General features: G+C 49.4%; 21 protein-coding genes. 11 read left to right on the top strand and 10 right to left on the bottom strand.

All coding sequences use genetic code 11. The annotated features are described in order from the left end of the window. Positions 1 to 137: 137 nt before the first annotated feature. Positions 138 to 416 carry a hypothetical protein gene (locus ACYJL1_RS09865; protein WP_460895250.1) on the top strand — a complete coding sequence of 93 codons (279 nt, stop codon included), beginning with the start codon at positions 138 to 140 and terminating at the stop codon, positions 414 to 416. 422 nt (positions 417 to 838) lie between these two features. Here the strand turns inward: ACYJL1_RS09865 and ACYJL1_RS09860 are convergent, their stop codons facing one another. Then, entirely contained in the window at positions 839 to 6,793 is a 5,955-nt protein-coding gene (locus ACYJL1_RS09860) for a tetratricopeptide repeat protein (RefSeq protein WP_460895249.1), read from the bottom strand. A gap of 244 nt (positions 6,794 to 7,037) precedes the next feature. On the opposite strand from ACYJL1_RS09860, the gene ACYJL1_RS09855 reads away from it, so the two are divergent. The 3 genes from ACYJL1_RS09855 to ACYJL1_RS09845 all read left to right on the top strand — a co-directional run bounded on the left by ACYJL1_RS09855 (position 7,038) and on the right by ACYJL1_RS09845 (position 8,107). After that, on the top strand, positions 7,038 to 7,352 hold the full coding sequence (locus tag ACYJL1_RS09855) for a hypothetical protein (protein ID WP_460895248.1): 315 nt from the start codon (positions 7,038 to 7,040) through the stop codon (positions 7,350 to 7,352). A gap of 22 nt (positions 7,353 to 7,374) precedes the next feature. After that, positions 7,375 to 7,728, top strand: a complete 354-nt coding sequence (locus ACYJL1_RS09850; RefSeq protein ID WP_460895247.1) for a hypothetical protein — start codon at positions 7,375 to 7,377, stop codon at positions 7,726 to 7,728. 85 nt (positions 7,729 to 7,813) lie between these two features. Next, positions 7,814 to 8,107, top strand: coding sequence for a hypothetical protein (locus ACYJL1_RS09845; protein WP_460895246.1), 294 nt, complete (start codon positions 7,814 to 7,816; stop codon positions 8,105 to 8,107). 141 nt (positions 8,108 to 8,248) lie between these two features. On the opposite strand, the gene ACYJL1_RS09840 is transcribed toward ACYJL1_RS09845, so the two are convergent. Beyond that, positions 8,249 to 9,127, bottom strand: coding sequence for a tetratricopeptide repeat protein (locus tag ACYJL1_RS09840; protein WP_460895245.1), 879 nt, complete (start codon positions 9,125 to 9,127; stop codon positions 8,249 to 8,251). A gap of 172 nt (positions 9,128 to 9,299) precedes the next feature. Between ACYJL1_RS09840 and ACYJL1_RS09835 the strand changes: the two genes are divergently transcribed. Together ACYJL1_RS09835 and ACYJL1_RS09830 are read left to right on the top strand one after the other, a co-directional pair. Next, positions 9,300 to 9,527, top strand: coding sequence for a hypothetical protein (locus ACYJL1_RS09835; protein ID WP_460895244.1), 228 nt, complete (start codon positions 9,300 to 9,302; stop codon positions 9,525 to 9,527). A 508-nt stretch (positions 9,528 to 10,035) separates the two neighbouring features. Continuing rightward, complete coding sequence (locus ACYJL1_RS09830; RefSeq protein WP_460895243.1) at positions 10,036 to 10,263, top strand: hypothetical protein; 228 nt, start codon at positions 10,036 to 10,038, stop codon at positions 10,261 to 10,263. 40 nt (positions 10,264 to 10,303) lie between these two features. On the opposite strand, the gene ACYJL1_RS09825 is transcribed toward ACYJL1_RS09830, so the two are convergent. After that, positions 10,304 to 10,735: a thermonuclease family protein gene (locus ACYJL1_RS09825; RefSeq protein WP_460895242.1), complete on the bottom strand. Its 432-nt coding sequence runs from the start codon at positions 10,733 to 10,735 to the stop codon at positions 10,304 to 10,306. A 34-nt stretch (positions 10,736 to 10,769) separates the two neighbouring features. After that, a complete protein-coding gene (locus ACYJL1_RS09820; RefSeq protein ID WP_460895241.1) occupies positions 10,770 to 11,345 on the bottom strand; it encodes a DUF3291 domain-containing protein in 576 nt (191 codons plus the stop codon). 413 nt (positions 11,346 to 11,758) lie between these two features. Here ACYJL1_RS09820 and ACYJL1_RS09815 point away from each other — a divergent pair, with 413 nt between their 5' ends. Continuing rightward, complete coding sequence (locus ACYJL1_RS09815; protein ID WP_460895240.1) at positions 11,759 to 11,992, top strand: hypothetical protein; 234 nt, start codon at positions 11,759 to 11,761, stop codon at positions 11,990 to 11,992. Positions 11,993 to 12,391: 399 nt separating this feature from the next. Here ACYJL1_RS09815 and ACYJL1_RS09810 read toward each other — a convergent pair whose 3' ends face one another. The 4 genes from ACYJL1_RS09810 to ACYJL1_RS09795 all read right to left on the bottom strand — a co-directional run bounded on the left by ACYJL1_RS09810 (position 12,392) and on the right by ACYJL1_RS09795 (position 14,067). Further along, positions 12,392 to 12,550, bottom strand: a complete 159-nt coding sequence (locus tag ACYJL1_RS09810) for a hypothetical protein (RefSeq protein WP_460895239.1) — start codon at positions 12,548 to 12,550, stop codon at positions 12,392 to 12,394. Positions 12,551 to 13,013: 463 nt separating this feature from the next. After that, positions 13,014 to 13,532 carry a hypothetical protein gene (locus ACYJL1_RS09805; RefSeq protein WP_460895238.1) on the bottom strand — a complete coding sequence of 173 codons (519 nt, stop codon included), beginning with the start codon at positions 13,530 to 13,532 and terminating at the stop codon, positions 13,014 to 13,016. Between the two features lie 29 nt (positions 13,533 to 13,561). After that, a complete protein-coding gene (locus ACYJL1_RS09800; protein ID WP_460895237.1) occupies positions 13,562 to 13,897 on the bottom strand; it encodes a hypothetical protein in 336 nt (111 codons plus the stop codon). A gap of 32 nt (positions 13,898 to 13,929) precedes the next feature. Then, positions 13,930 to 14,067 carry a DUF6966 domain-containing protein gene (locus tag ACYJL1_RS09795; protein ID WP_460897998.1) on the bottom strand — a complete coding sequence of 46 codons (138 nt, stop codon included), beginning with the start codon at positions 14,065 to 14,067 and terminating at the stop codon, positions 13,930 to 13,932. Positions 14,068 to 14,368: 301 nt separating this feature from the next. Here ACYJL1_RS09795 and ACYJL1_RS09790 point away from each other — a divergent pair, with 301 nt between their 5' ends. Further along, positions 14,369 to 15,262, top strand: a complete 894-nt coding sequence (locus ACYJL1_RS09790; protein WP_460895236.1) for an aminoglycoside phosphotransferase family protein — start codon at positions 14,369 to 14,371, stop codon at positions 15,260 to 15,262. Positions 15,263 to 15,481: 219 nt separating this feature from the next. On the opposite strand, the gene ACYJL1_RS09785 is transcribed toward ACYJL1_RS09790, so the two are convergent. Continuing rightward, positions 15,482 to 15,886, bottom strand: coding sequence for a hypothetical protein (locus ACYJL1_RS09785; RefSeq protein WP_460895235.1), 405 nt, complete (start codon positions 15,884 to 15,886; stop codon positions 15,482 to 15,484). Positions 15,887 to 15,941: 55 nt separating this feature from the next. Between ACYJL1_RS09785 and ACYJL1_RS09780 the strand changes: the two genes are divergently transcribed. Next, on the top strand, positions 15,942 to 16,628 hold the full coding sequence (locus ACYJL1_RS09780) for a hypothetical protein (protein WP_460895234.1): 687 nt from the start codon (positions 15,942 to 15,944) through the stop codon (positions 16,626 to 16,628). A gap of 235 nt (positions 16,629 to 16,863) precedes the next feature. On the opposite strand, the gene ACYJL1_RS09775 is transcribed toward ACYJL1_RS09780, so the two are convergent. Continuing rightward, positions 16,864 to 17,688, bottom strand: a complete 825-nt coding sequence (locus ACYJL1_RS09775; RefSeq protein WP_460895233.1) for an alpha/beta fold hydrolase — start codon at positions 17,686 to 17,688, stop codon at positions 16,864 to 16,866. 434 nt (positions 17,689 to 18,122) lie between these two features. Here ACYJL1_RS09775 and ACYJL1_RS09770 point away from each other — a divergent pair, with 434 nt between their 5' ends. Next, positions 18,123 to 18,488 carry a hypothetical protein gene (locus ACYJL1_RS09770; RefSeq protein ID WP_460895232.1) on the top strand — a complete coding sequence of 122 codons (366 nt, stop codon included), beginning with the start codon at positions 18,123 to 18,125 and terminating at the stop codon, positions 18,486 to 18,488. A 73-nt stretch (positions 18,489 to 18,561) separates the two neighbouring features. Continuing rightward, positions 18,562 to 18,846: a DUF3144 domain-containing protein gene (locus ACYJL1_RS09765; RefSeq protein WP_460895231.1), complete on the top strand. Its 285-nt coding sequence runs from the start codon at positions 18,562 to 18,564 to the stop codon at positions 18,844 to 18,846. The last annotated feature ends 88 nt before the right edge of the window (positions 18,847 to 18,934 follow it).

The following is an 18,934-nucleotide window of genomic DNA, read 5'->3' as shown; positions in this document are numbered from 1 at the left end:
GCGCCATGTATATAGCGCCACCAAGGCAATGATTCAGCTAACAGATGAGAGGTACTGTAGGATTACACAGTAGAGAATATCGAAATACCTGCCCTATTGCTGTCATCGAAACCGAGCGCGATACTAGAGAGGACATCATGATTTTGTTTACGTACACGTCGGATCATTCGGATGCCGAAAGTCGCTGGAAAGAAGACGGCATCGGGAACGAATTTTTCACCAATTTTGAAGAGGAGCGGCAAGTGGTCCTTGAACTACGGAAGGACGTCGCGGAGGATCCCGAAGAGGATTTGAGGCCGATCCACATCGAGCGGATCGAAATTCTGCCAGTGGCCGGTGAAAACGTTCTGACGCTACTTAACCAGGGAATCGGACCTCTTGTCCGCAACCACGAGATCATAGAAACCATTGACTAATTTCGAGTTCGTCGTCCACATATCAGGAGTTGCGTGACAACGCTTTGAGATTTCGGGGCCCTGCGAGCGACCCCGGAGTCATCAAATTAGAACGTTAGCCCACACGCCTCGCGGATAGCGATCTGAACGGGCGATGGAGGCAAGGCCGGATCAAACTCGCCCGTCGGCTGAGGGCTGCTGTCGCGGAAGACACTCGCGCGGCCATTGTCTAAGGGTCTGTCGAAAAGATGTGCCCGATCTCGAGTAGGTCGGGTATGCTCGACCTACTATCTCGCTTGCCACAGGCTTTGCCGATTATTCGGCTCATTTTGAAGCAGCAAGAATATTTGAGTTGTTAGACTGCTCGTGGGTGGCAATGATGAAGATAAAAATGAATAAGCTGTTCATCATCGACGCTCCGCAGGCAAGCTCTGTCGGCGTCATCAACCCGGCTGTACAGATGCCACTGCGGCCTCTGCCCGGCCCAAAGTCCCCCACAGTTCTGGCACGATATCACAAAGTACTTTGATGTCTCGGTGCAAAGTACGCAATTCTTGGTTTGGCAGATCTGTGAAGGCAAGTTCCGTTACCCAGTCAGCGACACTGTTACACCAATGACTGAGGTCGCTATTTGCTGCCGCAGCTATCATGGCGAGTCTAAACGTATTCTCGGCAGGCCACTTGATAGCGCCGGCGGCCCTCAATCGTCTTACCAGAATACGTAACTCTTCAGCGAGTTCAGGGCTTCGTGCTACCGCCGAAACTGTGGCCAGGCCACTTACCAGAGCGAAAAGGTTCTCGCCGTCGCCGCTTTTCTTGACATAGTGTTTTGCTCGTCGGAGAGCCAGTGCAGCCTGATCTGCGAACCGTTTATTAATCTCGAAAACCAATACTGAATTTATCAGCGAAGTGAACGTTTGCCCATTTATGTCATCAGCGGCGAGTTCCGTGTCAATCATCTCGGCTATATCACTAGGCGGTTCGATCTTCTTCAAAGACCCGCCTTCCAACGGACCAGGGAAAAACGCGTACGGGAATTTGATTTGGCTCCTTATACTTTCTGGTCCTGTCCCCAAAAATAGTTCACGAAACTCTGCCGAAATTAGATTTTTGCTATTGTTCTCTGCGGCGCTGAAAATCCTTCCCAAAAATTCCTGCTTCAATTGGTGAGGTGAGATGAAATCAGGAAACCATTTTGGTTCCAAGCGCAGGTCACAAAGCGTTTGAAAGTAAAACTGCTTTCCGCTGCAACCATGTGCCCATTTAACAAACGTTGGCACGTCGATCATAGAGTGGCCGAGACACCGTTCAATCATCGAGGCTTGGGCCATCGATGCCAGACGACGCCAGAAGGGAGGCTCCGCCTCTAGAATTTTTAATCGTGAAACTTGACCGTCAACAAGAACGGAAAGCGATGAAAACAAGGCGAAACGGCTGGTGTCGGCAGTGATATCGTCTGCGACAATTTCTTGCACTAACCGGGTTATTGGGAGTTCCAATTCCGGAAAGCGCTGAAGATGGGAAAGTCCGAGTTCTATGGCTCCGAGCTGAGAATATCGGTCGCCTTGGATCAAGTCTTCGTACACGTTCAACAACTCGTTGACCGTGAAATTTCTTATGTCGATCAAAGCAACAAGTGAGGAATGAGACGAAAGCAGCAGCGCCTGTTTCAGACCTTTCCGGTGATCCCAACCGATTAGCTGTCCTATATGTTTCTGCGCCGAGCTTGCAACGAAGCCTGCTAAATCATGGTCACAATCACATACGCCCGCTAAATTATGAAAGTAGCGACTATCGGGCGGAACCAGAGATTCCAAGGGAGAACTCCCGTCGTCATTTATCTCAGACCTAATCCGCGCAGATACATGCGAAGGCGTCATCTTTATCTGATTGAATAGTTCATCAACATCGTTGTCTGCCAATTCTGGGCCAGACAATTTTTCGCTCCAAACATTGATCTTGGAAGGGTCAAAATTGTTGTCTTTGACCGTTCGTTCGAAATTGTCCAACCTTGCTGCCCCATCAGGCAAAAACATCCAAAACTCAGGCAAAACCAGCCTCTTCCTGCCGTTGACGAGAACTACCTTGCCCGTCTGTTCGTCAACGATCTGAGGGGTCCACTCTTCCGCGTGACTGTCGCGCAGTGGCACTGGAGCTTTTCCAGAAAGAATATCTCTCAAGGTGCTGTAAAGTACAGACTTGTTGATCGATATGTCGGTACCAGCGAAGCGAATACTGCTGTCTATCTCAAATCCATATTTCGCAACAAACGCTTTACTTTCGAGTAATGCACTCCTTATGGACGAAGGGTAAAAATCTCTCAGCATCCAGGCGACTAAAGCGCTTTTGGTTGTGTTGGGCAGTTCTTCGTCACGGGCTTCGTTCCTCGTAGCCAAGTATTCCAGGCTATGCTCAACAGCAGTCAATATTCGTTCAAAAAGTTGAGGCGCTTCTTCTTGGATCGGCAGCAGAACCATCTCGTCGAGCCATGCCCAGTAACTTTCGTCGTCCAGTCGAGTGGCGGGCTTCAATAAAGATAAAGCAAGGGTTACGAGGCCCTCTTCTGAAAGAGGTTTCGAAGTCTGTGAATTCTGCCTCCAACCTCTGACATCAATGAATGGAAGAAGCCAGTTAGAGAAGGGCTTGGGATCAGTACCTTCTTTGAGATTCCACTGGGCCTGCAAAGCCTGAGAAAAACATCGTTGTACATCAATCAACCAGTTTGACTCTTGGGGCAGTTGTAGTGCCGCGGACATTCGCGTCGCCAATATGGACTCTCTAATTGCCTTTAGATCGCCTGTTTCTACGATTTTACCATCGATACTGCGGGTCGTCGCAAGATGAGAGTTCAATTCGTCAACGTCGACTGGAACGAACATGAAATTCGCTCTTCTCAACCTTGTCCGCAAATCAAGCAAAAATTCTGATTTCATTTCACCTTTTGCGACGAGGACATCAAACAAATCGAGTGTTGTGATCAGCGGTTTGGTTTCTTGCTTCTCGCCAATTTTAGCATGTTGATTGAGGAAACGATCATCAACCACTACTGCGTCAGCGAAACGAGCGACATCCAGAACTGATACTGTCGGGTGGCTGCGCCACATCCCAGAGTCATTAAGATCAGTATCAGGTAGTGGACCAATTTTAACTTTCCCTGACTTTATGCCTTGCGCGAGCGCCTTACGGAGGCCATCAATTGCACTCTGCGCTTCTAAAGCCAGGTTCTGATAGTTCAGCAGGACGTTCACTTCTTTAGTTTCGCTGGGTGAGACCATGACCGTTAGCCCAGCAAGCTTTAACTTATCGAGAACGCCCACTGTTTGAAGATATGTACAAGCCAGATCGTCCAGATAAAGTCTGCTATCATCGGCGATCAATTGTTCATCGGGCCAACGCTGTTCATGAGCGGCCAAGTAGTTGCGAGCGTCGCGTGCTTCACTCTTTGTTAGCACTCCCTTGTCCCACAATTTATCGATTACCGCTCCACAACTGCAGAAATATAGAGACGCAGAACCCATATCAACGGTTTCATCCATCAACGTTCCCACGCGGTGAACTGGGTAGGAATGGACTACAAAGCATTGCTTGCCACTCTCGAGGGAATCCTTTTCAGCTTCTGCGAGGAGTGAAGCCAAGATGTAACCTGCATCAATGGCAAGATCGGGGTCTACCGTGGCAGTAGGTTGAAATCGAACTAGGCTATCGGTCTGTAGCAATGATCGGAGCTTGGTCGCTTCGGCTACCCGGCTTGGTTGGTGGAAATTAATTCTTTGGGATTCATCGAACAGCCACCAAAGAGTTGTGTGAGGTATCCAGATCTCGTCAAACGCGTTGAAAACAAGAGAGACGACATCACATATGGTCAATGTAAGCAGCGAAGTGGCGTCGAAAGCAATTTTGTTCATTTCCGGTCGAAGGCGCGGCCGAGCAGCACTATAGGCGTAGATGTTGGCGCGTCTTCTCGGATCTGGCTCCTGCAAATTTGCAAGAGCCGGCAACAGATAAAGGTCGCAAAGGTTTCTGTTGATTGATTTTGCGGCACCGAATATCGGAAGCTCACCTTTCTTTAGCTGACTCCATACATCCGCTTCCCGTTTTTCCCAATCCGGCTGCCGATCGATCATTTCCTTAAGCGATATCTTTTGAATAGGTCCGGTGTCCGAAGAATTTGCAATGGCGTCCCTCAGCCAACCCGATGCTTCTGCATCAGTTTCCCAGCCAGCCGAACTAGCCAAGGAGTAAGCGCTCATCAGAATACGCGGGTTACGTTCGGATTTCACGACAGCTTGGCGCAACAAATCCTTGCTGCGGCCAGATTGCAAGGCATGGGACAACTGAGCCAATCCGACGATCTCCTCTGGGGAACGGTGGTCAATTTGAAGCCATTCAACTTCCAGGAATGAATTCAAGGATTCCCAGTCGCCGGATGTTATACCGATGTTAATCCACAACTGGCGAAGGTTCGAATTGTCATGTTCGGAACGGGTTTCCTGAACGAGTCGAGCTGCTTCCTGCAGTTTTCCATCGTTATAAAGGGATACCGCCCACAACGACTTTAGGTAGTGAGAATGTTCAATAAATTCTGGATGACGCTGCAGCATCTTGTTCAGGGATGCTGAATCCTTTCTTTCGTTGAGAGCATGCGCCAGCTTTTCCGCTGACATTTGAGAAGGAACTTGTTCGAACATAATTGCCGAATACTCGGCCATTTTCTCCCAATCGCCACGTCTCTCCAGGATTAACACGAGATTGTTCAGAGAATTAAGTGAGGGATTGGTGGCATATTCCTGTAGGCGGGCTTCTACGGCGTCGGCCCCTTCAGATTCAGCAATGACGCGTTTCAGCTCCAATTTGGTTGCTTCGTCTATGCCCTCCTCTTCCAAGCTTTTGAGCTTGCTCTTAGCTGCGAGTGACTGACCGTCACGGGCAAGCATTTCAATTTCGATCCGCGCGACGGAGACTGAGTTGATGTGCTGTAATAATTGGTCACGGTGACGATCAATGTATGCGGCGACGTCACGTTCACTTTTCTGGGAAAATGCCAACGTGAAGCGCGCAAAAGCTGCATCGAATGACAATCCCCCGGTCAAAGCGGTTTGCCTGTCAATCTCCTCCGATATAGCGGTTAAGTCCAATTGCAAACCGAACCTCAGAGCGAAATTCACAAGGCGGAGCGAATTCTGCGGGTTTTCCATACTATCGCGAAGTTTTTCGATCCCGGACGCATACGTGCGAGGATTTCGGAGCTCGAGCCAGAGAGCATAGCCGGAAGAAATTTCTGCGGCTTTGAGCATATCAAATTTATTAGCAATGACCGAAAACTCTGTAAAAAGTGTTTGGGCAGTTTCAAGATGTCTTAGAGCCTCGTCGGTTGACAGCATAGGAAAACTGTCAAGTTCAAACGGCAGCTGTCCTTGGACCAAAATACGGAAATCATTTGGGACTATATGGAGTAAGTGAAGCAGAGCCGCAAAAAAATAGATTGCCGGAGTCGTTTCATAGTCTGCCATCCCCAGAATTTCGACCGCACGCAGTCCATCATCCATAAGGTTTTGGTCTAAGCATTTACTGAGGAAGAGATATTTTCCGTCTGAATCCAGACCGCTAAATTCATAACCGGCGGCATTCAACCAGGCGATAGGATCAATTGTTTTTGCATATAAGCATACAATGAAAAACGCTGCCGTTCTGGCTTCCGGTGTTTCAATCATTGAAAGCTGATTGAGAGCCGCTTGCCATTGATCTTGCGCTCCGGTGACAAATGCTTGCGCGATCGCCCATTCATCCCCGCGGTTAGCAGATGGAATGTGGTCTAATATGCGTTGGGCATCCTCGCGCTTAGCGCTGGAAAGAACGCGAGCACACCAGGACAACGCCGTGGCTTTCAACGGATCTGAAGCGCTGCTGAGATCACCTGCTTGGACTCGTTCGGCTAATTCTTCAGCTACAAGGGCCCCGTTGAAACCTTGAAAAAACCTGCTCTGTTTAAGAGCGCGCAGCTCTCGATCAAGTTCCCCGTCTATAATCCTAACGGGAACCGGCAACGGCGACCGGACATTGGTCTGCAGCCCGTTTTCGCGCGTGTACTTCCATTGTTTCAGTACGGATTCTGGATAAGCCTCATGCTGACCATCAACAATCGCATGGTGTGTCGGACAAAGAATTATCAGATTCTCAACAGAGTTCCGTTGCTTGACAGTGAGCTTTGAATTTGCACGCGGGCCATGGTCACTAGCTGCAGAAATATGAGAAATTGCACCCAGTACAATAGCGTCTGCGCCTTCCTTCCCAGGTTGTATTACGGGATTGGAGCAATCCGGAAAAGCGCACCTGTTCCCACTTAGCGCAAAGAGCTTTTTAATGGTCGGCTGATCATAAGAGCGGGAGCGTTTTGCCATAATCAGGAAGATACGTGAGTCGACTACGGCAATCTACCGTCTGATAGTATCAGGCCATACTACTCCGCTTCAAATTTACGTCGGTATTGTTGGTGTTCTGCCAGTGATCTCCAAACTCTCCTTGGCAGGTGGTCGTTCAAAGGAAATTTGCAAGCGCTTTTACAGCGCGGATGCTTCCGCAAAAACTGCTGTTATCCGCGGGTTGTGTACCCATGGATGATCGAAGCCAACACGGGACTTGCAAATGCACCGTACCCTACCCCCGACGCTCAAGGGATGGCTGATCGAATATACAAACCCATCCTTTGTTCTGAATCTAGTACTCATATTCCTCGCTACAGCAACCTGCCTGATGCTGTATATCAATAGGAACTATGACAAGCTGGTCAGACGTGTTGATTCATACAAGCGTTACGCTCCGCCGGGGTTGCTTCCCAATCAGTCTGTGGGCTTCATTGCCAGTACTCAGGTGCATGGAATGATTGGCGGTGTTCAATTAGGATCAATCGTCGTCACCTTCATATTTGCAGATATTGTCATTTCGCACATTCTGCGATGACCGGAGCAAAAGGAGAAGCGCCATGCCTTGGAAAGTCAGATTTCGTGGGAAAACCTACAGCATCGAGAGCTATTTCGATGAAGATTACATGGCAGAAGTCGAAGCGAATATGACTGACGTTGATGAACTGCCCGGTTCTTTCAATGTCGTATCGCACGGCGAGCAAATTGTGGAGAATATGACCATCGCGGAGTCTGCCGATCCGACTGAATTTCCTTTTGAGGCCACCCGGGCAAATCATCCTCAACTTGGCGAGATTTACATTTTCACTGGCGTTCCGGATGAAACTGAAGGCGAGTTACACGTTCTCTATACCAATGCGGCTGCGAACGATCCTGCTTACAACGAGACAGCATTTGAGGGCGATGGGTCGTGATGGTGACAGTTCGAAGCCGTGCCGGCCGTATCAAGGCCGAAATCTTTTCTGCTATAAGTATTTACAACCGCTGGGGGCAATAGGTATGACCAAGTTTGCAAATCTAGTTTGCCTTGCAATTTTTGTTTTTCTATTCATTACGACGGCTGGCCTTGCACTTCACTTTTCTGGACGACACGACATCCCACATTGGATTGAATTGCTTTTCAACGTTCTTGGTTTCGTTATGATCGGGTTATTTCCATTCAGTATTGTTAGTCTCTTACTTACAATGGGGTGGCCCATATTTGCGCGCGATAGCTTGTTCTCTAAAAATGCAAAAAATTATCCAATTACTTGGCTCGTCTGGCGTGAAGTGCGCAATAAAAAATGGCGCTGACAACGTCCTTGCCGGTGATCAAAACGTAGCGCAGTCCGTCAATCTATTTGTCGAAATCAAAGAAGAAGCCTGATACCTGAAACCCCTAAGCCTGAGGACCCGTCGCATCGGGATGCAAACCATAGGTGCTGAGTGGCTCGGTTATCCCTTCACAAGCAGACCCGCCTCTGTCATTTGGTCCAAGAGACGCTGGGATGACACATGACCATTTGCAGCAGCCTTCTTGAACCATTCGGCAGCTTTGCTGATGCTTTGTTCAACACCGTCGCCTCTATAATAGACCCCACCTATATTGTATTGAGCGAATGCGTCGCCTTGATTGGCCGCTTTCTCAAACAGTTCCAATGCACGTTTATAATCGACGGGTACTGATCGCCCGTCGTGGTGCATGAGACCTAGAGCGTTTTGGCAGTTTGCCAAAAATAATGCTGCACATTTTTCAAACCACGCATAAGCCTTGGCGTCGTCTTTAGTCACACCCCGACCACTAAGATACAGGCTTGCAACGTTGTACATCGATTCCGGCACGCCGCCGTTCGCCGCCTTTTCATACCAGTTGAAGGCAGTAGCATCATTCTTTGCCACCCCAAGTCCAGCGTCATAGGCCGCACCGAGCTTGTGTTGAGCAAGCGGATGATTGCCATCAGTGGCCAATCGATACCAATATAAGGCTTGGCTCCAATCAACTGGCACCCCCTGACCAGTTTCATAAAGCAAGCCTAAATTAAACTGAGCAACGGTATTGTCATTATTTGCGGCCTTTCGATAAAGATCCACCGCCATATCGACGTTTACATCCACACCGAGCCCGCTTTCGTACATGTATCCGAGATTAACCTGAGCTTGCGCTACGCCGTTTTCTGCGAGCGGCGTGAGAAGACGCAGAGCTTCGGCATAGTCTTTCTTTTCCAAAGCGACTCGAGCATCAGCTAGGTCTCTCACGTTAGAAGCAAAGAGATACCAGACAGCACCGCCGAGACATATAACCGCCACAACGATAATCAGGATAAATCTCTTCAAGTCCCCCTCCCCACGTATGCCATACAGTTCGCACTCGATACATAATAGCGTAATTCGGCTGAACGGGTAGTCGCCAAGGAGGCCGGGCGACTGGGCTCCAAGCATTCATTGCTACTTTCGCACATGATATGATCGAGTGACCGTTGAGTGCAACCAAGCCCGGAGATTCAATATGAATGAGAAAAGCATCCCGGAAGATGATGGTCGAGGCCTCGTTATCGAAATTCTGGTGCATGGGGGCCAGGAAAGCGACAACTTTCCCAAATCGATACAAGTGACGAACAAAGAGGGGCAACGCTGTGTCTATGTGCCATTGCGCGCGAAGAAGGGTATGTTCGCAAAGATCAGAGACGAGCTAAACGAACTGTTCGCGAAGGGCTCCACTCGACCCATCCAATGACGAAATCTGTGGTGGCTGAACCATACGCGACGTAGATATCATCGTCAGTCAATAGTTTCTATGATCTCGTGGTTACGGACAAGAGGCCCAATTCCCTGGTTAAGTAGCGTGAGAACGTTTTTGCCGGCCACTGGCAGAATTTCGATCCGCTCGATGTGGATCGGCCTCAAATCCTCTTCTGGATCCTCCGCGACGTCCTTCCGTAGATCAAGGACCACTTGCCGCGCCTCTTCAAAACTGGCAAAAAATTCGTTCCCGATGCCGTCTTCTTTCTAGCGGCTTTCGGCATCCGAATGATCCGACGTGTACGTAAACAAAATCATGACGTCCTCTAGTATCGCGCTCGGTTTTGATGACACCATTAGGACAGGTGTTTTCGAAATCTTCTACTGTGTAATTCTACAGTGCCCATACAGAGCGTGATCATGGAAGCTTGACACTCTGATGAAGAGAGATGGGAACTGATTCGCTCCCTCGGCATTGAGTCGTTTTCGTAGGAGTGAGTGCCATGAGTATCGCATCCCCTAGATTTTCATACGAAAACGAGAAGCAACGGGAACTGGAATGCCGTGAGGCATTGAAGGATCGGTTTCTCGACAGGGTTACATCGAAAGATATGCTTGCTGTCTACCAAGATGCAATCAAGGCTGGTTGGGGTCTGCATGAACTGCAGCGCGCTGTCGATGCATTGGTGCTGGAAAAGGCGATTGAGTCTGGCGAAGATTTGCCTTGTTAAGCACTACATGGCTGTTTGCATTCTCCCGATTTCAGGGGGCTCACCGAAAAATCATTCCTTGAGCACACCAATGTTGTGTGCGGCTGAGTTTGGCTGCTGCCCCCGCCCTATAAGGTAGAGCTAGATTTTCGGCTATAAGGATGGAGCCAATGTCAGACCCATCTTCAAATTTCAGGCGAGCAAGAGAGCGGCGATATTGGTCTTTCCGCCCGCTGCGTTCGACTGCAATTGTTTCTTTCTCCACCAGCTCGCGGAGACGTTCTTTTGCAGCTAGGCCGGTGGTCAATTCTTTCTCGCATGATGGCTTGGAAGTCTCCGGCGCATCAATATCAAGAAGACGTATTTTTTCTGCACAACCGCGCTTGTAACCGTTGGCAGGATTGCAAGGCAGAGCGATAGTGTCGCCGTCAATGATAACTATGCGGTCGCCAGCATAGGTTTCACAAAGGGCAGGGTTTGCGGTAAACAACATGAGGATCACCATGAAAATTCGCATCAATTTGGTGTCACTGGCCAAGACTTAGCAGAGCCTGCCGTGCTTGATTGTTTTCAACATATTGCTTCAACTTTTCGCGGTTCAGGACTGTCCGCTGTCCACTTTCATCAAATGGCTGCTTGAAATCGAACGCCCAGGCGGTTGGGCCGTGATCATGTAAATATTCATGCCGCTGAATTGCTTCAGCCCAGGTGGGAGTGTGCGTCTCCTCTTCCCACCAAGCCACATAGGGAGGCCATTCTGGTTTAAGGAACCAGCTACGGCCATGCTTGAGAGCTTCGGAATGTATCCCAGCGTATGAAAAGGCCATCGGTGAGATGAGATCCCGCCAAAGTGAAAGAGAAGAAGGAGACCAGCCATCCCCTTTCTCTTTATAGAAGCGCGGGTAGACCTGCTTGCCCCAACTTTCAGGGCCGGGTTCATCATCATATCCAGATCGGGCAATGAACCCTTCACTGCTTTCGGCTGCAACGAAATTCAAATCGTTTCTATCGTGAAAGCCCTGGTTTCTTGGATCGGCAGCAGGAGCACGGAAGATCCCGAATGTGTACAGCGCGACGCGTTTTCTGGTGACCTCCCTCTCCAACTCGTTCTCCCGTCTAGCTGGTACAATCTGTAATACACCTCACGCGCAGCAGCACCTTAGAAGTGTAGCGCCGCGCTCCGATGGTTTCAAGATTCCACCACAGCGATACCGTGCCGCCTGACGTGACCCGCGAGGAAATGTGTGATTGCCACGCTGATCTATCTTGCGATAAGTATAAGCCATTGAGATTTAATAGCGCTCCGACAGATCCAAGATGAGCAACAGGCAGTGCTGAAAGCCGGCTACCCCGTCTTGCTCTGGGGCGGACAAGATGGTCCCTATCACGGCCCAATGCAAACATTTGCGCTCACCAATCGGCTTCCTTTTCTTTCGAGTACCGGAGATCATCTCTCGACGTTTTTCCGTCCTGATATCAACGGCATTTGCTCGTTCCTCCATAAGGCACAGTCAACATGCAGAAGCACCTTGTAGCCGTGCGTGAAGAAAAGCTTGGTGAGGATTGGCTGACCCGTTTCATTGCAGGGCGCGATGCCGCTGCAAACTGGTATTCGGGGCAAGGACTGAAAGAGCCATCGACCACAGCAGAATGTCGGTCAGCACTGCTCCAGCATATACGGCGGTCTATCGTCCAGTTGAAGGACGGGTGGATTACATCTGGCCAGGAAAAGTATGGCCACAGTTTATAGGCGGGTTTACTCCCGGTGAATATATGCATGACTATGGCGAACTTCTTCCATAAGCTTGCGGAGCATCAGTCCCAACCGACTTTGCGACGACCATCCTTTCCTATGATGTCCCAAAAGACGGTCACGAGAAGAGTAGCCGTGATAATCGAAAACGATGACGCCATCCGTCACGTAAATGTGGTTGGCCGTGATGGCCAATCTCTTTTGTTGCCTGTGTCTGTCTTTCTCCCTGCCGGTGCGTCTCAACACTCATAAGCTTCCACGCAATACGATCGATCTTGTTGGCGAGAGGCCACACCATTCCTGCATGACACGACTCCAAGGAATGTCATCATCGCTCCTGATGGTTTGCTCTCGGGAATCGTTGATGTGGATGATCTTTGCTTTGGCGATCCCCGATTACGCGAAATATCCCAGAACAAGGCCGATCGGTATCGCGTAAAACGTTGAGCGTAACAGACTGTAATTTGTGGCCCTGACCAGCCGAATGGCGATAAAGGAGAAGAGCAACAGCACAGTTCCGATGAGCATGACATTGAATGCCGCGATGCTTGTCATTCCTATCTGCAGGACCACGAAAATGATAAGTAGCGCCAACAGGAAGATGGCAAAAAATGCTCCGGATTCGGCTGTGTTGTATTCGAGGGTAGACTTGTCGTTTTGCAATCTCCTTCGAACGGACGATCGCAGTTCACGGACGTAGTTGTTTTTTGTACTGCCGACTATCTCGATTAAACTGGATGCGACCAGAACAAACATCAAAGCGGGCAACACGACCACGGCTTTGTCAAAGATGAAAGACGAAGCGAATATGGCCTGCGATTCATTTTTTGATTGCGATAGAGCGCTGCCAGCTATCGCCGACAGTGAGGCAAGAAGTATGGAGTGCGCAATGACCACGAGGTGATAGAGTTTATTTTGTGACGTCGGCAATTTGCGATCTGACATTGCTTAAAAAAAACCCTCTCTCAGCAGCCGCTTACAATCTCGCCTTTTCTGGAACAGTGACCAAACCTCAATGTTAACGAAATCGATTCAGCATTTGAGGGGGGAGTTTCAAGTCATCGTAATCACACTTTTCTCCTTCAATCAGGCTCTTGGCTTTTTCGCTAGTTTTGGCAAAATCAATGCGTCCTTTATTGTCATTGGTTTCAATCAACTCGAATATTGCGGTTTCAGCCCGCACAGAGACACGGCCCATTTTGAAATCGATTGGCGGATCAATATCTGGTGACATAATCATGACCGCATCCAGATTGAACGCGGCAGGCATATCCAAGGTCAAATCCATGATAGTTATAGTCCCGTCGTTTAGCGCTTTGTAATATTGCTTACCAAGCAAATATCCTTTCTGCGTAAAGAACTGTCCGAGCGGATTGTAGCCATTACCGTATCCGTATAGCGCTCCACACCGAAAATGCTTCCATGATCGGGCAGGAAGGTCCACGTAATCTTTCTTGGTCATTTCTTGACTGAGGGCTGGCATGGTCACCAGCAGTAAGGCCATGAGGGCATAAGAAAATGCTCGTCTTGTCATCATTTGTTACCTGACCTTCACAAGCTTCATGTTCACATTTGAACTGGGATTGGGCGCTTTGATTCAAGCAGGCGACTAAGCTGGTGCAAGGATATTCCAGGACAACAGGCGAGTTTCCATGCCATGAAATATTCCGGATGCGGTGATATTATTTTTCGACCCACTTTCACAGGTTCTTTTTGATCCCCATGGTCAATGATAAATTCAAGGTGCTGCACTGTCATAAGACGAAGATGGTGAGAATGCCGATCCAAGCTCTCAAAAGCGTCCAGATCTGCATATTCGTTCTCACCCTGCAACATCTTTAATATGTCAGATGCGAACCCATGCTCAACCAGCCAGTCAATGTCAAAACCCGCTTGTAACATTCTGCCTGCCGCCTTCATTGGAATTGAAATTATCATATTTCTGTAGCGAGTTCTTTCCCGAGTTTCCAAGCTTGAGACCTCAATGTATTAAGCTTTTCATTTTCTGGCACGAGCATGACCAGGTTTTGCTGAAGGATTAAATCATTAAACGACCCCATACCGCCGAACAGGCTGAGAAACGTGTGAACACCCCATGCGTCGGAATTTTCCGCCCGCTATCCTACATTGAGCAATCTTCTTTGCCCAAAAATCACTATCGGTTCTATTCAGTAAGGCCTCCAGCTCTTCGAGAAGGATGCAAAAATGTCGGATATCTGGATGTAGCGCCATGAAGTCCACCTTTGTTGGAACTAGGAGTTTGTTGGAGAGGCGAACTAACCTCGTTATCACCATTAGCACCGAGTTCCGACCGACACTAAAGTCGGTTATTTACCTACAATACAAACCAGGGAGCCCTTACGGGCGCGATCGATGCATAGCGACCAGGTGAACATCGAAGCGGCGGTCGTGCGCGACATGATCTACCATCAGTTTCCTCAGTTTAAAGGTGAGGACATTGTCGCCATGGAGTCCGTGGGTACGGTCAATGCAATTTTCCGCATCGGCTCCAAATATGCGGCACGTTTCCCGTTGCGAATGATGGATCCCGCCGGGTGTATAAGCCTGCTAGAGACAGAGGTGAAGGCCAGCGCTGAATTCAACGAGTATTGCCTCTTCCCAAGCCCGAAGCCCATCGGCATAGGCCGGCCAAACTCAGTTTATCCATTACCCTGGCTCGTACAGACATGGATAGAGGGACAAATTGCTACACCGATCGGATTGAGCAGTTCATCCACGTTTGCGCTCGACCTTGTCCGACTTATAACTTCCCTTCGCGCGGCAGATTTAAAAGGGCGTACATTCGACGGAAGAGGCCGCGGCGGAAATCTTTCCGAGCATGACGATTGGATGGAACTGTGTTTCTTCAAGAGCGAAAATCTGCTTGACGTGGGTCGCCTCCGGCACATGTGGAAGGACTATCGAAAATTGCCATCTCCAAGGCACGAGCTAATGAGCCACAAAGATCTCATTCCGGCAAATCTTTTGGTGGGTGGAGAGCACCTGGTTGGAGTTCTCGACACTGGCGGCTTCGGCCCTGCTGATCCATCGCTCGATCTTGTCGTTGGATGGCATCTACTTGGTCGCGACACCCGGGCGATCTTCCGTCAAGCCTTACAAGCTGATGAACTGGAATGGCGACGTGGCGCGGCATGGGCGTTCCAGCAAGCTATGGGCCTAGTCTGGTACTACCGAGAAACGAATCCAGTTATGAGCGATCTCGGCCGAAGTACAATTTCGCGCCTTCTCGATGATCACGGCGATTAGGCTGTATCTAAAGACCCTCGGCTCCGGGCGAATTGGGCTATAGCTTGTGTGGATTTTCTATTCCGTTGCTGCTCAGAGGCCACTTTCGCCTTGAGTGGTGATGCCTGCTGGCCCATCGTCAGTTTATATCAGGGTCGTCCTCGCAGCCTGCTGCCGTCGCCTATCGGCGGTCTCGGAGGCGGTACCGAAAATGAGGCACCGGGCATAATGAAGAACTTTTTATGCTGTCAAAGTGTGTAGTAGTGTGTCTTTGGGAGTACAACCTTCTCCATCGTGAGTTATGATAGAGACTGTCTCGAAAATGATTTCGATTGTAACTTCATTAAAGGATATCAACCAAAACCTCGGATCAAGCGCCCTCCAACGCATGGTTTCCTCACCGCCAAACACTTCATTGAAAGCCCATGGTTTAATCGGATATCGGCATTCTCGCAGGCCTTCTGCAGTCATCGGCGTCATACGAAAATCGATTACCCCACCAAATTTAAGAACAACATTGCCGCCGCCAGTACGATCTGAAGTTTCGTAGCAAACATACGCGTCGTTTCCATCATATAGCACCGCGGGGTTGGAAACTGTACCCAACTCCGGGAGAGCCTCAATTGGAAATGCTACTTTGATCATGGCAACGCTCAAGTGAGATAAATACTCTGAACACTGTTTGACGCGAGTAGATGCTGTGTCAACAGTTCATACAAAAACGCCGATGACGCCGGGGCTGACCTGTGAGGTGCCGGGGATTGTTACAAGTCTGGAATGCGTTGTTGCCCTTCGCCGAGGTTTGAGCGAACCTCTCAGTAAGACCATGTTTGCCGAACAACGGATGGACCTAATGAACGATCACAATCAGTCGACGCTCAACCTTCGTTCCGTTTTCGATGGTAATGAGGATATTTTGGTTTCTATCGGCCGAGTGACAGCGATTTGGGGAACAATCAGTTCGCTTATGCGGATCCTCTTAGAGCGATATTCGGACGAACCTGAAGTTGATCTAGTCAAATTTCATTCGATGTCAGGTGAAGGCGGGCGAATAAATTACCTCACAACAATTCTTGAACCACACCGATCCAATCAATGGGTTGAACTATCGATTGGTGCACTATCCAAACTTAAGGGCATTATCGGTGACAGGAATATTATCGTTCACGGTGTGCCAGCGAATATCCTAAGAAATCCGCATATTACAGATGGCCCAGGACTATATTTCATTGACCACAGGACAACGGATGAAGAACTGAAGCGCAAACACGCGGCTAATTTTCTGGCTCATCATCTCCCATTAGTGCGGAAATACGGTGGTGAGCTTTGGCATGCTACCCACGGTTGGGCTGATGATGAATTCTTAAAATGGCCAGCGACGACATAAGCCTTCACTTTTCCGGCGTCATTTGCCTCCAACACATTGCCCAATCAGCGTATGCGGGACCTCCCCGCTTTGTAGAGGCAAAATCCGATCTTATGGCTTGTGCCTACGAGCTCGTTCCTATTGATTTTGAACGCCGCGTTGGGTCTCGACCGTAATGGCTAGGAAACCATGGGAATATCTTGATACATGGCTTTCCAATCGCATCAAGTGCTCCTTGGTCGACGCCGGTAGGGCATTAAGCCCGGAAAAATGCAAGCAGGTCCGAGTTGATGATCTCCGCGTGAGTCGTCGGCATACCATGCGGAAAACCTTCGTAGGTCTTCAGTGTCCCGTTCTTCAAAAGCTTTGCCGACAATGGCGCTGAATCGGCATAGGGCACAATCTGATCATCATCGCCATGCATCACAAGCACTGGAACTGTGATCTTCTTGAGGTCCTCGGTGAAATCGGTTTGCGAGAAAGCAACAATTCCATCGTAATGTGCCTTGGCACCACCCATCATCCCCTGACGCCACCAATTATTGATCACTGCATCCGAGGGTTTGGCGTTTGGCCGATTGTAGCCATAGAAGGGACCTGCGGCCACGGCATGATAGAATTCACTACGGCCCGCAGCGAGCTGGGCTTGGAAACCATCAAATACATCCTTTGGCAAGCCACCCGGATTGGCATCGGTTTTCACCATCAGTGGTGGTACGGCACTTAAGATCGCTGCCTTTGCTACCCGGGCTTCGCCGTGGCGCGCGATATAGTGCACCACTTCACCTCCCCCGGTCGAATGGCCGACATGCATGGCGTTTCTAAGGTCAAGTTTTTCGGTCAGGGTGGCAAGGTCATCAGCGTAATGATCCATGTCGTGACCATCACCGACCTGAGCGGAGCGGCCGTGTCCGCGCCGGTCATGCGCGATGACACGAAAGCCGTGATTTACGAAGAATATCATCTGTGCATCCCAATCATCGGCCGAGAGTGGCCAACCGTGACTGAAGACAATTGGCTGGCCCGTCCCCCAGTCCTTGTAGAATATCTCGACGCCGTCGTTTGTGATGACCGTAGGCATATGCTCTCCTTAAGAATGTTGAACGATCTCATGCTGATCCTCGCAATCTCAATTGCGTTTACCCACGTGCTTGGCCGCACTCCCCAAAGCATTTTCATTGAGCGTAACATCAAACATCCCGGCAGAAAATATTGCTCAAATAAGCATATTTGCTGACCATATTCCGGTTCATTCAACCGCATTTCTGAAAAAATGGAAGTGGACGGCGAAACGTTATTGAGAACCGCATGTGTCCCGGCCTCGAAGGCAAAATTGCCTAGAAGAAAGACCAACCAGTGTGACGGAAGAGAATCCAACAGATCTGGCTCGCGCCATTGCCACTTTTCTACGGCAATGAAGCAAAAAGAAGCATAGGTTCTCCTGTCGAGAATTCTCGCATTGCGGACTATCGTAGGTCAGGCAAATCATTGAGAACACTGCTAAGGGGAATTCGAATGTCGGACACAGGCGCGAACAAGGGCCCGGCTACTTGGCGTATCGTCACGGCTGCGATACTTGACTTCATCACTGCGTTTTTCGTGCTAGGCTACGTAGTTGCGACTGTCCTTGGAGGTCGGACTGATACAGGATTTAAACTTGAAGGCTTGCCCGCACTGGTGTTTTTCGTACTGATCGTCGCTTATTTCATCGTCTTCAATCGCTATTTTGGCGGGACAATCTGGAAACATATTCTCCGCGCGCAGCGCGCTGAACGCCGCAGTTTCCCTGCCGGGCATACCGACCAAGTCTGGATGGCGAGTTCTTTGAGAGCAGCGATATCTCGCCTTTCGTCCCCAGCGTCTCGTCATCAAGAATCTTGATCGCTGCAGACTGAACGCTCGTGCTGGGCTTTCTTCGGTACAGCATTCATTATCCAAGTAGCTGGAGGACAAATTGACATCTGAACCCAATGAAGAGTTTTTCCTCCGTGCAGATGCCATCATCGGCATTGCAAATTCACAGATGGGAGAAGCAACTCCTGGCGAGATAAGTTCGTCATGCATGTATGCTACTGCGCGGTTCAATGCCTTCGTAAGTGCGATAGGTCACTCAAGTAGCGCCGAATTGAAAGCCTCAAAAGCTGAGACAATCGACTATTTTGTTAAACAGTATCGCGCAATGCTGGAAGAAAATATCGAAGATTACATTAAGCGTTTTGAAGAACTTACCCAATCTTAGAGGAAACAATTAGATCACCGTCAGCAATCTGTCGCTTTGCGAGTAAATCCCAACTTCATTGTATACTGGGCGCTTTGACTGCCGAGTG

This window comes from Phyllobacterium sp. K27 (assembly GCF_054796155.1).
The sequence above is the reverse complement of the archived record's forward strand: the minus strand, read 5'-3'. Positions and strand labels throughout refer to the sequence as shown.

Excerpts from the sequence above, each read along its gene's own strand:
- ACYJL1_RS09835 (WP_460895244.1), top strand. The coding sequence starts at position 9,300 with ATGAATGAGAAAAGCATCCCGGAAGATGATGGTCGAGGCCTCGTTATC.
- ACYJL1_RS09800 (WP_460895237.1), bottom strand. The coding sequence starts at position 13,897 with ATGTTACAAGCGGGTTTTGACATTGACTGGCTGGTTGAGCATGGGTTC.
- ACYJL1_RS09825 (WP_460895242.1), bottom strand. The coding sequence starts at position 10,735 with ATGTTGTTTACCGCAAACCCTGCCCTTTGTGAAACCTATGCTGGCGAC.
- ACYJL1_RS09865 (WP_460895250.1), top strand. The coding sequence starts at position 138 with ATGATTTTGTTTACGTACACGTCGGATCATTCGGATGCCGAAAGTCGC.
- ACYJL1_RS09860 (WP_460895249.1), bottom strand. The coding sequence starts at position 6,793 with ATGGCAAAACGCTCCCGCTCTTATGATCAGCCGACCATTAAAAAGCTC.
- ACYJL1_RS09810 (WP_460895239.1), bottom strand. The coding sequence starts at position 12,550 with ATGACAAGCATCGCGGCATTCAATGTCATGCTCATCGGAACTGTGCTG.
- ACYJL1_RS09815 (WP_460895240.1), top strand. The coding sequence starts at position 11,759 with ATGCAGAAGCACCTTGTAGCCGTGCGTGAAGAAAAGCTTGGTGAGGAT.
- ACYJL1_RS09850 (WP_460895247.1), top strand. The coding sequence starts at position 7,375 with ATGCCTTGGAAAGTCAGATTTCGTGGGAAAACCTACAGCATCGAGAGC.
- ACYJL1_RS09845 (WP_460895246.1), top strand. The coding sequence starts at position 7,814 with ATGACCAAGTTTGCAAATCTAGTTTGCCTTGCAATTTTTGTTTTTCTA.
- ACYJL1_RS09805 (WP_460895238.1), bottom strand. The coding sequence starts at position 13,532 with ATGATGACAAGACGAGCATTTTCTTATGCCCTCATGGCCTTACTGCTG.
- ACYJL1_RS09830 (WP_460895243.1), top strand. The coding sequence starts at position 10,036 with ATGAGTATCGCATCCCCTAGATTTTCATACGAAAACGAGAAGCAACGG.
- ACYJL1_RS09775 (WP_460895233.1), bottom strand. The coding sequence starts at position 17,688 with ATGCCTACGGTCATCACAAACGACGGCGTCGAGATATTCTACAAGGAC.
- ACYJL1_RS09785 (WP_460895235.1), bottom strand. The coding sequence starts at position 15,886 with ATGATCAAAGTAGCATTTCCAATTGAGGCTCTCCCGGAGTTGGGTACA.
- ACYJL1_RS09790 (WP_460895236.1), top strand. The coding sequence starts at position 14,369 with ATGCATAGCGACCAGGTGAACATCGAAGCGGCGGTCGTGCGCGACATG.
- ACYJL1_RS09770 (WP_460895232.1), top strand. The coding sequence starts at position 18,123 with ATGTCGGACACAGGCGCGAACAAGGGCCCGGCTACTTGGCGTATCGTC.
- ACYJL1_RS09855 (WP_460895248.1), top strand. The coding sequence starts at position 7,038 with ATGCACCGTACCCTACCCCCGACGCTCAAGGGATGGCTGATCGAATAT.